Annotated in this window: 15 protein-coding genes; 5 read left to right on the forward strand and 10 right to left on the reverse strand. The window is 68.7% G+C overall.

Annotated elements, in window-relative coordinates:
* Window positions 1–158: 158 nt before the first annotated feature.
* Entirely contained in the window at window positions 159–1,382 is a 1,224-nt protein-coding gene (locus tag E3O39_RS14555; RefSeq protein ID WP_134445851.1) for an MFS transporter, read from the reverse strand.
* A gap of 40 nt (window positions 1,383–1,422) precedes the next feature.
* Between E3O39_RS14555 and E3O39_RS14560 the strand changes: the two genes are divergently transcribed.
* The gene (locus tag E3O39_RS14560; protein ID WP_134445852.1) at window positions 1,423–2,118 is read left to right on the forward strand and encodes a maleylpyruvate isomerase family mycothiol-dependent enzyme; all 696 of its coding nucleotides are present in this window, start codon (window positions 1,423–1,425) and stop codon (window positions 2,116–2,118) included.
* Window positions 2,119–2,160: 42 nt separating this feature from the next.
* On the opposite strand, the gene E3O39_RS14565 is transcribed toward E3O39_RS14560, so the two are convergent.
* Genes E3O39_RS14565 through E3O39_RS14585 form a run of 5 tightly spaced genes read right to left on the reverse strand, consistent with a single transcriptional unit; the run spans window position 2,161 to window position 5,683 of the window.
* Window positions 2,161–3,111: a bifunctional riboflavin kinase/FAD synthetase gene (locus E3O39_RS14565; protein WP_241975390.1), complete on the reverse strand. Its 951-nt coding sequence runs from the start codon at window positions 3,109–3,111 to the stop codon at window positions 2,161–2,163.
* Window positions 3,108–3,596: a hypothetical protein gene (locus E3O39_RS14570; RefSeq protein ID WP_134445853.1), complete on the reverse strand. Its 489-nt coding sequence runs from the start codon at window positions 3,594–3,596 to the stop codon at window positions 3,108–3,110. Before E3O39_RS14570 ends, E3O39_RS14565 begins: the two co-directional genes overlap by 4 nt.
* 37 nt (window positions 3,597–3,633) lie before the next feature.
* Window positions 3,634–4,002, reverse strand: a complete 369-nt coding sequence (locus E3O39_RS14575) for a hypothetical protein (protein WP_134445854.1) — start codon at window positions 4,000–4,002, stop codon at window positions 3,634–3,636.
* Window positions 3,999–5,003 (reverse strand): tRNA pseudouridine(55) synthase TruB, encoded by a 1,005-nt coding sequence (gene truB / locus E3O39_RS14580; RefSeq protein WP_134445855.1) that lies wholly within the window; start codon window positions 5,001–5,003, stop codon window positions 3,999–4,001. Before truB ends, E3O39_RS14575 begins: the two co-directional genes overlap by 4 nt.
* Window positions 5,000–5,683, reverse strand: coding sequence for a TetR/AcrR family transcriptional regulator (locus E3O39_RS14585; protein ID WP_241975391.1), 684 nt, complete (start codon window positions 5,681–5,683; stop codon window positions 5,000–5,002). Before E3O39_RS14585 ends, truB begins: the two co-directional genes overlap by 4 nt.
* A gap of 94 nt (window positions 5,684–5,777) precedes the next feature.
* On the opposite strand from E3O39_RS14585, the gene E3O39_RS14590 reads away from it, so the two are divergent.
* Window positions 5,778–7,202 carry a DHA2 family efflux MFS transporter permease subunit gene (locus tag E3O39_RS14590; RefSeq protein WP_241975392.1) on the forward strand — a complete coding sequence of 475 codons (1,425 nt, stop codon included), beginning with the start codon at window positions 5,778–5,780 and terminating at the stop codon, window positions 7,200–7,202.
* Window positions 7,203–7,325: 123 nt separating this feature from the next.
* A complete protein-coding gene (locus tag E3O39_RS14595) occupies window positions 7,326–8,333 on the forward strand; it encodes a ketopantoate reductase family protein (RefSeq protein ID WP_134445857.1) in 1,008 nt (335 codons plus the stop codon).
* 16 nt (window positions 8,334–8,349) lie between these two features.
* Here the strand turns inward: E3O39_RS14595 and E3O39_RS14600 are convergent, their stop codons facing one another.
* Window positions 8,350–9,012, reverse strand: coding sequence for a hypothetical protein (locus tag E3O39_RS14600; RefSeq protein WP_134445858.1), 663 nt, complete (start codon window positions 9,010–9,012; stop codon window positions 8,350–8,352).
* A 106-nt stretch (window positions 9,013–9,118) separates the two neighbouring features.
* On the opposite strand from E3O39_RS14600, the gene E3O39_RS14605 reads away from it, so the two are divergent.
* Both E3O39_RS14605 and E3O39_RS14610 read left to right on the forward strand, forming a co-directional pair.
* On the forward strand, window positions 9,119–9,985 hold the full coding sequence (locus E3O39_RS14605; protein ID WP_198413446.1) for an A/G-specific adenine glycosylase: 867 nt from the start codon (window positions 9,119–9,121) through the stop codon (window positions 9,983–9,985).
* Window positions 9,986–9,993: 8 nt separating this feature from the next.
* Entirely contained in the window at window positions 9,994–10,722 is a 729-nt protein-coding gene (locus E3O39_RS14610) for a DUF72 domain-containing protein (protein ID WP_134445859.1), read from the forward strand.
* 22 nt (window positions 10,723–10,744) lie between these two features.
* On the opposite strand, the gene E3O39_RS14615 is transcribed toward E3O39_RS14610, so the two are convergent.
* From E3O39_RS14615 to infB, 3 genes are all read right to left on the reverse strand, one after another.
* Window positions 10,745–10,951: a hypothetical protein gene (locus tag E3O39_RS14615; protein WP_134445860.1), complete on the reverse strand. Its 207-nt coding sequence runs from the start codon at window positions 10,949–10,951 to the stop codon at window positions 10,745–10,747.
* A 113-nt stretch (window positions 10,952–11,064) separates the two neighbouring features.
* Entirely contained in the window at window positions 11,065–11,553 is a 489-nt protein-coding gene (rbfA, locus tag E3O39_RS14620) for a 30S ribosome-binding factor RbfA (protein ID WP_134445861.1), read from the reverse strand.
* Window positions 11,554–11,697: 144 nt separating this feature from the next.
* Window positions 11,698–13,736: translation initiation factor IF-2 (infB, locus tag E3O39_RS14625; RefSeq protein WP_134542330.1), on the reverse strand; the 2,039-nt coding region annotated here is incomplete at its 5' end.

A 13,736-nucleotide genomic window follows, 5' to 3' on the forward strand; every position in this document is an offset into this window, starting at 1 on the left:
GACGCCTCGACGCACGCCTCAACTGTTGTGGGAAAACTTGCTCACATGAGCAGAGCCGCATTGATGCCTTGCTGCGACCCCCGACTCCCTCCTGAGGTGTCGCATATCGAGGTTCCGTGGCCCAGGAACGTCGATATGCGACACCTCAGCCCACGTGGTCAGCGGGAACGGTCGAGGTCGTCTTCGAGGAGATGCGGGCGGGCGATCACGCGCGCGGCGAAGCCCACGGCGAGGCCGGTCGCGATCAGGAACCAGATCGGCCAACTCCAGCCCCCCGTGAGCTGGTGCAGAACGCCGACGACAAGCGGCCCGAGGGCGCCGAGGGTGTACCCGACGCTCTGGACGAACCCGCTGAGCGCGACGGAGCCCTCGTGGGTGCGCGTACGGAGGTTGATCAGCACGAGCGCGAGCGGGAAGTAGAGCGGGCCGAGGCCGGCGAGCAGCACCCAGAGAACCGTGAGCGTGCCCGGTGCGAGGAGGAGACCCACGTCTCCGGCGATGAAGGCGAACATTCCGACGTAGATCAGGAGGCTGAGGTTCTTCATCCGTACGGCGAGCCACGGCACGACGAGCGCGCACGGCAGTCCGACGGCGGCGTAGAGGGAGAGCAACGTCCCGGCCTGGCCGGGGCTGATCCCCGCGGTCTGGGTAAGCATCAGCGGAAGCCAGGCGAAGAGCGCGTATGCGTTGAGCGACGACGTCCCGAAGACGACGGCGATCGCCCAGGCGATCGAAGAACGGCCGATGCGGGCCAGCAGCACCGGCTCGGCCTCCGGAACCGCCGGCGGGGCGCTCTGCGACATCCGGTGCCGCACGAGCATGGTGGCCCAGGGCACGAGGGCGAGGAGCGCGGGGATCATCCACATGCCGAGGGAGACCCGCCAGCCGGCGGCATCCGCTACCGGGACCGCGATGAGAGGCGGAACGAGGGTGCTCAGAGACAGCACCGTGACGTAGAGGGAGGTCACGAGGCCGACCCGGTCGGGGAAGTACTTCTTGACGAGCGGGGGCAGAAGCACGTTACCGGCGCCGAGACCTGCGAAGGTCACGATGCTTCCGCCGATGAGCCAGGTCAGGGAACCCGCGCTGCCACGGAGGAGGTGACCGGCGAGGATTGCGACAAGGGCGACGACAACGACCCGCTCGAGCCCGATGCGGCGCGTGAAGACGGGAGTGAAGATGCCGAAGACCGCGAAGCAGACCGGCGGGAGCATGCCGAGCACGCCGATGGCGAGCGCCCCGAGCGGGACGTCGACGCTGATCGCCAGGACGATCGGAGACAGCGCCGCGACCGCCGTGCGCAGGTTGGCCGCGACGAGGAGGATACCCAGAAGCGCGAGGGTTCGCCCGGCCCAGAGACCGCGGATCGGGGTGGGGTTCACCGGCCAAGTCTATTCACCGGGCGAGTCTAGGCTGGACGTCATGCCCGACATTTCCCAGTACCTGCCGTTCAGCCGCAAGCCCCAGGTGGACGACACCGGGACGACGTCCGACTGGAGCGCGGATATCGCGGCGACCCTGACCGGAATCGCCGGAATCCTTGAGACGCTTTCCGCGGAGGAATGGGAGACGCCGAGCCTCTGCGGCGGCTGGCGGGTGCGCGACGCGGCCGGGCATCTCGTCTGGCGGGTCGGGACCCCGACGCGGGAGCTGCTCGGCACCGGGTGGACGGCACTGCGGGAGCAACTGCCGAACCTGAGTGTGGACCATGCCGTCGACACCCTCAGCCGCCGGGCCGCCGAGGCAGAGCCGGCTGAGCTCATCGCGTCGCTGCAGACCACCGCCGCCGAGTACGCCGCGGGGCGGGTGACCGCCCGGGGGCGGCACGGCATCACCGAACTGACGGAGGTCGCCGTCCACGGACTCGACCTGGCGCATCCGCTCGGCAGGGCCCTTGAGGTCTCGCCGGTCGCGCTCGGCGCGGTTGCCGTGCGCCGGGCGCTGATGGCACCCACCCCGGTCAAGGCGGTCGTGCACCGCCGCACGCTTGTGGCGACGGATGCCGGCTGGCGCGTCGGGCGCGGAGCCGTGATCGAGAGCACGGCCGTGAACATCGTGCTCTTCCTCTTCGGCCGGGAAGGCTTCACACCGACCGGGCCGCGCTCCCCCGCGGCCTAAGCCCTGAGCGCTGAGCACTGAGCCCCTGCAGCGCGCTCGCTTTCAGTGGCGGGTCGAGCCGGCGAGGAGAGTGCGGATCTGGTCGACGTCTGCCCGCATCTGCAGGATCAGCGGATCGATTCCGGTGAACGCGACCATTCCGCGGATCCGGTCGACGAACGACACCTCGACGACGTGACCGTAGAGGTCGAGCTCCCGGTCGAGTACGTAGGCCTCGACCTGCTTCTGCGCGACCCCGTCGAAGGTCGGATTGTTGCCGACCGAGATGGCGGCCGGGTAACGATCCGCGCCGTCGGTCAGCCAGCCGGCATAGACGCCGTCGGCAGGAATGAGCCCCTCGGACTCCGCGGAGAGGTTGGCCGTCGGGAACCCGAGTTCGCGGCCCCTGGCCGCGCCGTGCACGACCTCGCCGCGCACGGTCGGGGTGTGGCCGAGCAGTTCGCCGGCAGCCCTCACATCACCGCTCGCGAGCAGTTCCCTGATCCAGGTCGACGAAACCCTGCGCACCCGGTCGGGCTTGACATCCTCGATCAGGTCTACGGCGAAGCCGAAGCGTGCGCCGAGCTCGGTGAGCAGGGCCACGTCACCGGCGCCGTGCGCGCCGAACCGGAAGTCCCTGCCGACGAGCACGTGCCGGGCGTGCAGTCCGTTCACGAGGACGGTCTCGACGAAGACCTCAGGCGGCAGGCTCGCGAGGTCCCTGGTGAACTCGAGCACGAGGGTGCAGTCGACGCCGGTCTCTGCGAGCAGCCGGAGCTTCTGCTCGGCGCTGATCAGGAACGGCGGGCACTTCTCTGGGGCGAGCAGGGCGAGCGGATGCCGGTCGAAGGTCACGACGACCGCCGTGAGCCCCTGCGTTCCGGCGATGTCTTTGAGCCGGTCGATCACGGCGCGATGGCCGGCGTGGACGCCGTCGAACTTCCCGATCGTGACCGCGGAGCCGGAGGTGGCGGTTTCGAGCGGGAGGGAGCCGATGCCGGAGAGGACCTTCACGAGCTGGCCTGTCGACCGGCCTGGCCCTGTGGTCGTGCCGGGCCCTGTGGACGAGCAGGGCGGTGGCGGACGAGCCACATCATCCCGAGGATCGGAAGCACGAGCGGGATGAAGAGATAGCCGCTGCCGAAGACCGACCAGACCGAGTCGTGCGGGAAGAGCGCGGGGTCGACGATGCTCAGGGTGCCGACGACGAGCACGCCGAGAAGCTCGAAGGAGATGGTCACCCACGCGACGCGGTACCAGCGGCCGCTGCTGCGCACGAGCGCGATGGTCGCGACGATGTACACGACCGCGGACAACGCAGACAGCGAGTACGCGAGCGGCGCCTGGTCGAACTTGGAGGCGATCTGGACGAACGACCGCCCGGTCGCGGCGAGCGCGAGCAGCCCGTAGACGGCGATCAGCAGGCGTCCGACGCCGGTGACCCTGCGCTTCTGCGGTCCATCGACGACGTTCTCGGCTGCGCTCTGTGGTCCGGTCATGGCCTGTTAATTATCGCAGCTTGTGGGAGCGAGACTCTCACAAGCCCTGCACTGTCCAGATCTGGAACATCCGGTACACCATGACCGCGATCGCGAGGCACGCGCCGCCGAGAATGACCGTGCTCCAGCGGCTGCGTTCGATGAGCGCCCAGGCGGCGGCGGCGACGGGAACGATGAGGGCGCTCACGAGGTAGGTGTAGAACTCGAGCAGGCTGCCGCTCGCCGTGTTCCCGGCGAAGGGTGCCGCGATCGAAACGACGAGTTGCCCGACGAGGAGCAGTTCGACGAGCGCCGTCGCGCCCATCGTGAGGTCGTTCGGGACCCGGCCGAACAGCCCGAGAAACAGGCAGAGCACGCCGGCGAGCACCGCGACACCGACCTGGAGCCAGGTGAACCACTCGATCACGAGGACTCCCCCGCTGCGGCCTCGTCGGGCGGGAAGTTGATCACGGTGCGGGCTTGGGTGCCCCGAAGCTCGACGAGGCCGACGAGCCGGCCGCCGGGGGCGATCGCGGCGAGCGGAGCCGCGGTCCCCGCTGCCCCGGTATCCGCGATCTCGGTCGTGACCTCGATACGTTTGCCGTGACCGAGGTCGATCGCCTGTTGTTCGGTGAGGTCGAGGCGCCCGAGCACACGCGTCGCGGCATCCGCCGGACTGATGAGAGCGGCGGCGACGTCGAGCTCCGCGAGGGGCTGGGCGTTCTCGATACGGAACGGGCCGATGCGGGTGCGGCGGAGCGCGGTCAGGTGCCCTCCGACGCCGAGCCCGGCGCCGAGGTCGCGGGCGAGGGCCCGGATGTACGTGCCGGAGGAGCACTCGACGCGCACCTCGAGGTCGAGGAAGCCGTCGACGGGCGTGCTCGAGAGCAGTTCGAAGGCGGCGATGGTGACAGGCCGGGCGGGCAACTGCACGTCCTCCCCGTCGCGGACGCGGGCATACGCGCGCTTTCCGTCGACCTTGATCGCGCTCACCGCGCTCGGCTGCTGGCTGATATACCCGGTCAGCTGGCCGATTCCGGCCGCAATGGCCGCGGGCTCGATGAGTGCGACGGATGCCTCAGGCGCGCGGGAGACTTCCTCGCCCTCCGCGTCGTCCGTGGTCGTCGCCGAGCCGAGCCGGATCGTGGCCAGGTATTCCTTGTCGAGCCCGACGATGAAGGTGAGCAGTCGGGTCGAGCTGTTGATGCCGAGGATCAGCAGGCCGGTGGCCATCGGGTCGAGGGTGCCCGCGTGGCCGACTTTGCGGGTACCTGCGAGGCGCCGCGTGCGGGCGACGGCGTCGTGGCTCGTCCAACCCTGCGGCTTGTCGACGAGGAGGAGACCGCTCGCGGTGGAATGCACCCGCGCGCTGTTTCGGGACGACGTCTCGTCGTTGGGTTCGGTCTCGCGCTCGATGTCTGCACTCATGAGTGTGTCCCTGCAGTGCCGGTCGGGGCGGACATGGCGTGCGAGGCGTGCGAGCCCGTCGCGTCGAGCACGACGTCGAGCTTGCCCCGGAAGGCGCACCGCATCAGCTCCTCGGCGGCCTCGTCGTCCTCGAAGATGTCCGGGAGCCGGATGGCGAGCAGGGTGTTGAAGAGCATGCCGTTCGCGAGGAAATCCCGGATGATCTCCGGGGGGAACCCGGCTTCGTCGCGCAGCATCCGGTAGATCTGCAGGAAACCCTCCCTGGCCTTGGCGCCGATCACCGGGTCATGCCCGGTGATGAAGGCCTGCATGAGCGAGAGCAGGATGCCGCGGTCCTCGATCAGGTCGACGTATGCGGCCCCGAGACGGGCGACGAGCGAGTCGGCGTCGTCGTCGCCGGCCGGCTGGGGCTCGGCAAGGACCACGCGAAAGGTCGTGATGAGTTTGTCGAGAGCACGGGCGACGACCTCGAGGAAGAGGTTCTCCTTCGTGCCGAACATCCGCACGACGTACGGCTGGCTGATCCCGGCGGCCTGCGCGACCTGGTCGGTCGTGGCACCGGAGTATCCACGTTCGCCGAAGACGCGGCTCGCCGCGGCCAGGATCTGTTCCCTGCGCAACGCCGCGGGGATTCGTTCGGTGGTCGTTTCTTTGGCTGCCGTACCGGATTCTTCACTCACTCTTGACATGGTATCCGCGAATAACTATCGTCTCTATTTGTAATCATTCGATTACAACATTCCGTGCTTCTTCGCCCCCTCGATTGGATACCACGTGTCCCAGCCCATCACGCGTCGCGTCCCGATCTGGCTCGCCATCGTCGCGTCCTCACTCCCCATGTTCATGGCCACCCTCGACAACCTCGTCGTGACCGGTGCCCTCCCCGTGATCAACCGAGACCTCGGCGCTTCCATCGAGGAGCTGCAATGGGTGATCAACGCGTACTCGCTGAGCTTCGCGACCTTCATGCTGATGGCCGTCGCCATCGGCGACCGCTTCGGCCGGCGAACCGTCTTCCTCGCCGGGATCGCGATCTTCACGGTCGCCTCCGCGCTCGCCGGTCTCTCGACAGAGCCCTGGCAGCTCATCACCGCGCGGGCGATCCAGGGTGTCGGGGCCGCTGCCCTGATGCCGTTGTCGCTCACCCTCCTCGTCGGCTCGGTCAGCGAGAAGCGCCGCCCGGCCGCGATCGGTATCTGGGGCGGAATCTCCGGCCTCGGCGTCGCACTCGGCCCGCTCATCGGCGGCGCCGTCGTCGAAGGCTGGAACTGGCAGGCCATCTTCTGGTTGAACGTCCCGCTCGGCGTGATCTCGATCCCACTCGCCCTGGTCGCCCTTCCGAACAGCTTCGGGGCCAGGGTCCGGGCGGATGTCGTGGGTCTCGTCCTCGCCGGGGTCGGCGTCTTCGGTCTCGTCTACGGCATCGTTCGCGGCAACGACGCGGGCTGGACCAGCCTCGAGGTCCTCGGCGCGCTCGCCGGCGGCGCGGTCCTGCTCGCGGCCTTCATCGCCTGGGAAGCCCGCACGCCTGACCCTTTGCTGCCACTCCGGCTGTTCCGGGACCGCAGCTTCACCGTCGCCAACCTCGTCGGCCTCACCTTCAGCTTCGGCATCTTCGGGTCCATCTTCATCCTGATCCAGTTCCTGCAGATCGTGCAGGGGCACACCCCGCTCGAGGCCGGCCTGATGACGATGCCCTGGACCCTCGCGCCCATGGTGATCGCCCCGCTCACCGGCCTGCTCAGTCCGCGAACGGGCACCCGGCTTCCGATCGTGCTCGGACTCTCCTTCCTCGCCATCGCGATGGGCTGGCTGGCGGTGGAGATGAGTGCGACGGTTGCATACATCGACCTCGTGCCCGCGTTCCTCCTCGCCGGCGTCGGAATGGGACTCGTGTTCGCGCCGAGCTCAACGGCAGTGCTCGCGAACATGGTCCCGAACGACCACGCGAAGGCAACCGGAACCAACTCGACCCTGCGCGAGATCGGCGTGGCGCTCGGCGTCGCGGTCCTCACGGCCGTCTTCACAGGTGCCGGAGGAGAGCTGACCCCGACCGGCTACGTGGATGCGGCGGTCCCGGCGATCGTCGTCGGGGCATCCGTGCTCGGTCTGGCCGCCCTGATCGGACTCGCCCTGCCCCACGGTCGCCGTGCGCCCGCAGCGACTCCCGTCCCCGAGCCCGCCACCCTCTCCGCCTGACCCTTCCGGTAGCTCGCGAGAGTACGTTTTTGGCCCTTAAGAACGGGTTTTAAGGGCCAAAAGTGTACTCTCGCGGGAAGGACGGGCGGGATGGGCGGGGCGGGGGCGACCTAGGCTGGGGGAATGCGAATTGCTGTGATCGGTGCGGGTGCCCTCGGCGGAACGTTCGCCACGCTACTGGAGAAGGCCGGGCATACCGTGACCGTGACGGCACGGGGAAAGGCCCTGGGCGTCATCCGCTCGGAGGGCATTCACCTGACCGGCGCCTTCGGCGACGAGACCGCCCGGCCGGCTGCGGTCGAACTGCTCACCGAGACTCCCGAGCTCACGCTCGTCTGCACCAAGGCGCAGGATGCCACCGCCGCGATCACGGCCAACGCGGCGGTCCTCGACGGCTCGCCGGTGATCGTCGTGCAGAACGGGCTCGACGGCGTCGCGACGGCGCGACGGATCCTGCCGAACTCCGACTGCTTCGGGGCGCTCTCGATCATCGCCGCGAACTATGCGGCGCCGGGACTCGTCACCGTGACCACGCCGGCACCGACGTACATCGGGCACGATACCGGTGACATCGACGCGGGAACGCTCGCCTGGCAGGGTGTGCTCGACGCGGCATTCCCGACGATCGCGACCTCGAACTTCGTCGGCGCCCAGTGGACGAAGCTCGTGGTCAACATGCTCAACGCGCTCCCGGCAGTGACCGGGCTGAGCGTGCAGGAGGTCGTCGACGATGCGGAGCTCCGTCGGGTCCTGACCGCGAGCATGCGGGAGACCGTGCGCGTCGGCGTCGCCCGCGGGGTGCGTTTCGGGGCGCTGCAGGGGCTCGGCGACCGCCGGTTGCGTGGTTTCGCCGGCCTTCCGCTCTCGATCGGGCAGCTGCTGCCGCGCCTGATGCGGGCCAGGATGGGCGACGTGCCGAACCTCGGCTCGACATTGCAGAGCCTCCGCAGGGGTCAGCTGACCGAGATCGACCACCTCAACGGGGTCGTCGTGCGGGAGGCCGCGGCGGCAGGCGTCGCCGCGCCGGTCAATACCCTGCTGACTGCCCTTGTGCATGAGGTCGAGGCCACAGGACACCCGCTCACACGAGCCGAGGTGCTCGTGCGCTTCGCCCCGCTCCGACTGCGGTAGGCCTCGCGGCGCCGGCTCAGCAGCTGTCGAAGAAGAGACGGCGGGGATCCGCCGGATTGGCGAGGTCGACGACGGCCGTCGCCCACGACCTGGGCCGGACCTCGGCCCGGTAGAGCCGGTTGGCGATGGCCCGGTCGTCGGGAACAGGGGAACCACCCAGTGCAGGGTCTGTCGTGGTATCCGCAGCATCACCGAGTTCCCCGGAGGGCTTCAGCTCAGCGGCGAGGTCGATTAAAGCGCCGGTCGACGAGGCATCCGCTGCGGTCTCGGTCAGCACGCTGTACGACCAGCCGTCGCGGAGTTCCTTCCTGAGCAGGAACTCCCCGTCGAAGATCAGGGTGTCGTCCGCAGGCCCCGTCGCGCCGGCGACGCGGAACGGGACCAGGAGCGCCCTGCGGAGCAGGTCGAAGTCGTCGCGGTGGCGGAACAGTCGCTCCGGCGAGGCCGGCCCGAAGGCCGTCTGCTCCTCGGTGGAGCGCTCGAAGTCGGCGAGCGAGGCGCGGGACACGGCGTGCCCGGTCGCGGCGAAGGCCGCTGCGAGGTCGTCGGCGAAGGCGGCCCGCGCGATGGGGTCCGTCCCGTCGATCGCGACCATCGTGCGGCCTCGGCCGTAGAGGCTGAGGATCTCCGTTGCGAGGTCGCGGAGGAAGTCGAGGCGTGGTGTCGAAACAAGCGTCATGAATCGAGCCTAGGTTAGTGGGGTGAATGCAACCGTCATCGCGCCCATCGAATCCGCGGGAGTGCCAGCCACCGGGTCTGCCCCCGAGGCCGATGGCACCGGTGAGATCGCGAGCCTCGTCAATGCCTGGTTCGGCCTGCACGCTCGCGACCTTCCCTGGCGCCGCGACGGTTTCGGCGCGTGGGGCGTGCTCGTGAGCGAGTTCATGCTGCAGCAGACGCCGGTGACCCGGGTGATCCCGCACCTCGAGGCGTGGCTCACCCGCTGGCCGACACCCGCCGACCTCGCCGCCGTTCCGCCGGGCGAGGCCGTGCGGGCATGGGCGACGCTCGGCTACCCGCGGCGCGCGCTCTGGCTGCACGCCGCGGCCGTCGAGATCACCGAGAACCACGGCGGAATCGTGCCGCAGGACGTCGGCGTGCTCCTCACGCTGACGGGGATCGGCGACTACACCGCGCGGGCGGTCGCCGCGTTCGCGTACGGCCACCGGCATCCGGTCGTCGACACGAACACGCGCCGGGTCATCGCCCGCTGCGTCGCAGGCCAGGCCGAACCCGCGCCGCCGAGCCGCACCCGCGATCTCGCGGCCATGAACGCGCTCCTTCCGGCGGATGTCCGTGCCGCGGCCGTCTTCAACGCCGGCGCCATGGAACTGGGCGCGCTCGTTTGCACGTCAGCACGCCCGCGCTGCGCGGACTGCCCGCTCGCCGCGCTCTGCGCCTGGCGCGCGGCCGGCTACCCGGAGTACCAGGGTCAGAAGAAGACCGTTCAGAAGAAGTTCGCCGGCAGCGACCGGCAGGTGCGCGGCCTGATCCTCGCCGAGTTGCGCTCGACGAGGCACCCGGTGACGGATGCCGAGATCGCCACGCTCTGGCCGGACCCCGCCCAGCTCGGTCGGGCCCTGTCCGGCCTCCTGTCCGACGGGCTCGCGGTGCGCGTCGCTGCAGGGTCATACTCGCTCCCCCACGAGTAGGCGCGACCGTGAGCATCCGGATCGGCACCTCCGGCTGGAGTTACGAGCACTGGGACGGGGTGCTCTACCCGTCCGGGCTCCCCGCCGCCCGGCGGCTCGAGGTCTACGCCTCCCGTTTCGACACCGTCGAACTCAACGCGAGTTTCTACCGCTGGCCGCGGGAGTCGACGTTCGCCGGCTGGAGACGCCGCCTTCCCGAGGGATTCCTGCTCTCGGTGAAGGCGCCCCGTGGGCTCACCCACGCGAAGAGGCTCTATGCTCCCGAGGTTTGGGCGGCACGGATCGCCGCGTGCTGGCACGAGCTCGGCGACAAGCGCGCCGTCCTGCTCGTGCAGCTGCCGCCGGCGATGGAGCGCGACGATGCCAGGCTGGACTTCTTCCTCGCCGCCCTGCCGCACTGGATCAGGGTCGCCGTCGAGTTCCGGCACGACAGCTGGCTGTGCGAGGAGGTCTTCGCGATCCTCGAGCGGCACGGCGCCGCATACTGCGTGCTGAGCGGCGCGAACCTGCCGTGTGTCCTGCGCGCGACCGCACCGTTCGTGTACGTGCGGATGCACGGCCCCGATCGAGAGCACCTGTACGGAGGCTCGTACTCGGAGGCCGACCTCGATTGGTGGGCGGAACGCATCCGCGACTGGCAGGGCACAGGACGGGACGTGTTCGTCTACTTCAACAACGACGGCGGCGGAAACGCGGTCCGGAATGCGAGCGGCCTGGCCTCGCGATTCGGGAGCTGAGACCCCGACCGCTGCGACGCGGCTACTTCGCGAGCGTCGCGATCGCCTGGGCCCACAGGAAGAACTTGTTGGTGCCGAGGTCACCGATCGTGTCGATGCCGAACGCCGCCTTGAGGTGCTCGGCATCGCTGTCGCTGACGCCCTGGAGCGCCGCGACCGGCGCCTTCGCGAGCTCCTCCAGAGGGAGCGTTTCGTATGCTTTGTCGAGCTTGGCTGCGATGCCGGCCATGGGGTACCTCCACAGTGAGATGGGCTTTCCGGGGAACGAAAGCGCTTTTAAGCGTAGTTCTCCCCGGTCTCCCTCGTTAGGTGCGCTGCGTCAGCGTCCGCTGGGGGCAACCGCTATTCGGCGTGGTGACCGACGGCGGGAGTCTCGTCCTCGTCGTCGTCGTCATCGTCGTCGCCCTCGAACTCGCGCGGCTTGACGTAGGGGTCTTCGTCGCCGGCGTACTGGGCGCCCTGTGCGAGCGCGCCGACCTGGCTGTCGCGCTCCCGCGCTTCGCGGAGAAGGTCGTCGATGAGGGCGGCGTTCTCGGGGATCGCGTCCGCGATGAACTCGAGCGACGGGGTCAGCCGGGCGGTGATGTTCTTGCCGACCTCGCTGCGCAGCAGCCCGGTGGCCGCCTTGAGCGCCGCGGCGCTGTCGGTGCGCTCCTCGAGGGAGCCGTAGACGGTGTAGAAAACGGATGCGTGTTGCAGGTCACCCGTCACCTTGACGTCCGTGATGGTCACGAAGCCGAGCCTCGGGTCACGCAGGCCGCGTTCGAGCCGCTTTGCCACGATGACCTTGATGCGGTCGGCCATTTTTCTGGCGCGTTCCGGATCTGCCATGGTCTCACTCCTCTTGCTTCGGTACTGCGTTACGTCGATGCGTGGAAAATCTGGTGAATCGAGAAGCTGTCGTGCTGAGCGACCAACGGGCCTCAGGCCCCTCACGGAGAGGAGCCGGAGACCCGTCGATCAGACGCGGCCTGGTTAGACGCGCGGCTTTTCCTTCAGTTCGATCGTCTCGATCTCGTCGCCGATCTGGATGTCGTTGAACTTGCCGAGACCGATACCGGCCTCGAAGTCCGTACGAACCTCGGTGACGTCGTCCTTGAAACGACGCAGCGACTCGATGCCGAGGTTGTCTCCCACGACGACGCCGTTGCGGATGACCCGCGCCTTGGCGTTCCTCGTGATGACACCCGAGCGGACGATGACGCCGGCCACGTTTCCGAACTTGGACGAGCTGAACACCTCGCGGATCTCGGCGACACCACTCTGCACCTCTTCGAACTCGGGCTTGAGCATTCCCTTGAGGGAGTTCTCGATGTCCTCGAGCGCGTTGTAGATGACCGAGTAGAACCGCACGTCGACACCCTCGCGGGCTGCACGCTCGCGGGCCTTGGTGTCCGGGCGCACGTTGAAGCCGATGATGATGGCGTTGTCGACGGTGGCGAGGTTGACGTCGCTCTCCGTGACCGCACCGACACCGCGGTGGATGATGCGCAGCTGCACGGAGTCGTCGACCTCGATCTTGAGGAGCGACTCTTCCAGGGCCTCGACGGCACCGGAAACGTCACCCTTGATGATGAGGTTGAGCGATTCGACCTTGCCCTCTTCGAGTGCACGGGTGAAGTCTTCGAGGCTGATGCGCTTGCGGGCCTTGGCCAGCAGGGCGTTGCGCTCGGCGGCTTCGCGCTTCTCGGCGATCTGACGGGCGGTGCGGTCTTCCTGGATGACGAGGAAGTTGTCACCGGCCCGGGGAACGCTCGAGAGGCCCTGGACCTGCACGGCGCGCGACGGCGTCGCGGCGAGCACGGCAACGCCGTTTTCGTCGGCCATCGCACGAACGCGGCCATAGGCCGTTCCGGCGACGATCGAGTCGCCGACGTGCAGCGTTCCCGACTGGATGAGCACGGTTGCGACCGCGCCGCGGCCCTTGTCGAGACGAGCCTCGATGGCGACGCCACGGGCGTCCTTGTCGGGGTTGGCGCGCATGTCGAGTCCGGCGTCCGCGGTGAGGAGGACGGCCTCCAGGATTTCCTGGATGCCGATCTTCTGCTTCGCAGACACGTCGACGAACATGACGTCTCCGCCGTACTCTTCGGCGACGAGCCCGAATTCGGTGAGCTGCTGGCGCACCTTCTGCGGGTTGGCGCCTGGCTTGTCGATCTTGTTGACCGCGACCACGATCGGCACATTGGCCGCCTGGGCGTGGTTGAGGGCCTCAATGGTCTGGGGCATGATGCCGTCGTCCGCCGCGACCACGAGGATCGCGATGTCCGTCACCTGGGCACCACGGGCACGCATGGCGGTGAACGCCTCGTGGCCCGGTGTGTCGATGAAGGTGATGGCGCGGTCGATGCCCTCGTGCTCGGTGATGACCTGGTACGCGCCGATGTGCTGGGTGATTCCGCCGGCTTCGCCAGCGGCTACCTTCGCGTTACGGATCGCATCGAGGAGCGCGGTCTTTCCGTGGTCGACGTGACCCATGACGGTGACGACCGGCGGACGGGCCTTGAGCTCGTCATCGGTCTCTTCGGCCAGTTCCTGGTCGATGTCGATGTCGAAGCCGAGAAGCAGTTCGCGATCTTCGTCGTCGGGCGAGACCATCTGGATCTTGTAACCGAGTTCTTCACCGAGCACATCGAAGGTCGCCTCGTCGAGGGACTCCGTCGCCGTCGCCATTTCACCGAGGTGGAACAGCACGGTGACGAGGTTTCCGGGGCTCGCGTCGATCTTGTCGGCGAAGTCCGTGATCGAGGCGCCGCGGCGCAGACGCACCACGGTTCCGCCGTCGCCGCGGGGGACGCTGACGCCACCCAGCGACGGAGCCTCGCGCAGCTCGAACTCGGCGCGCTTCGTGCGCTTGGATTTGCGGGCCTTGTTCTTGCCGCCTCCGCGACCGAACGCACCAGCGGTTCCGCCACCGGGGCCGCGACCGCGGCCACCTGCGCCGCCGCCACCGGCGGGACGCGGCGGGCCGAAGCCGGGGGCACCGGCGGGCGCGCCACCGGGGCGCTGGAAGG

Origin of the sequence: Cryobacterium sp. MDB2-A-1 (assembly GCF_004402675.1) — a bacterium.
Taxonomy (GTDB): Bacteria; Actinomycetota; Actinomycetes; order Actinomycetales; family Microbacteriaceae; genus Cryobacterium; species Cryobacterium glucosi.

Coding starts and splice junctions, on each gene's coding strand:
- E3O39_RS14570 (WP_134445853.1), bottom strand. CDS start 3,596: ATGACCGGACCACAGAGCGCAGCCGAGAACGTCGTCGATGGACCGCAG.
- E3O39_RS14595 (WP_134445857.1), top strand. CDS start 7,326: ATGCGAATTGCTGTGATCGGTGCGGGTGCCCTCGGCGGAACGTTCGCC.
- truB (WP_134445855.1), bottom strand. CDS start 5,003: ATGAGTGCAGACATCGAGCGCGAGACCGAACCCAACGACGAGACGTCG.
- E3O39_RS14560 (WP_134445852.1), top strand. CDS start 1,423: ATGCCCGACATTTCCCAGTACCTGCCGTTCAGCCGCAAGCCCCAGGTG.
- E3O39_RS14615 (WP_134445860.1), bottom strand. CDS start 10,951: ATGGCCGGCATCGCAGCCAAGCTCGACAAAGCATACGAAACGCTCCCT.
- E3O39_RS14600 (WP_134445858.1), bottom strand. CDS start 9,012: ATGACGCTTGTTTCGACACCACGCCTCGACTTCCTCCGCGACCTCGCA.
- rbfA (WP_134445861.1), bottom strand. CDS start 11,553: ATGGCAGATCCGGAACGCGCCAGAAAAATGGCCGACCGCATCAAGGTC.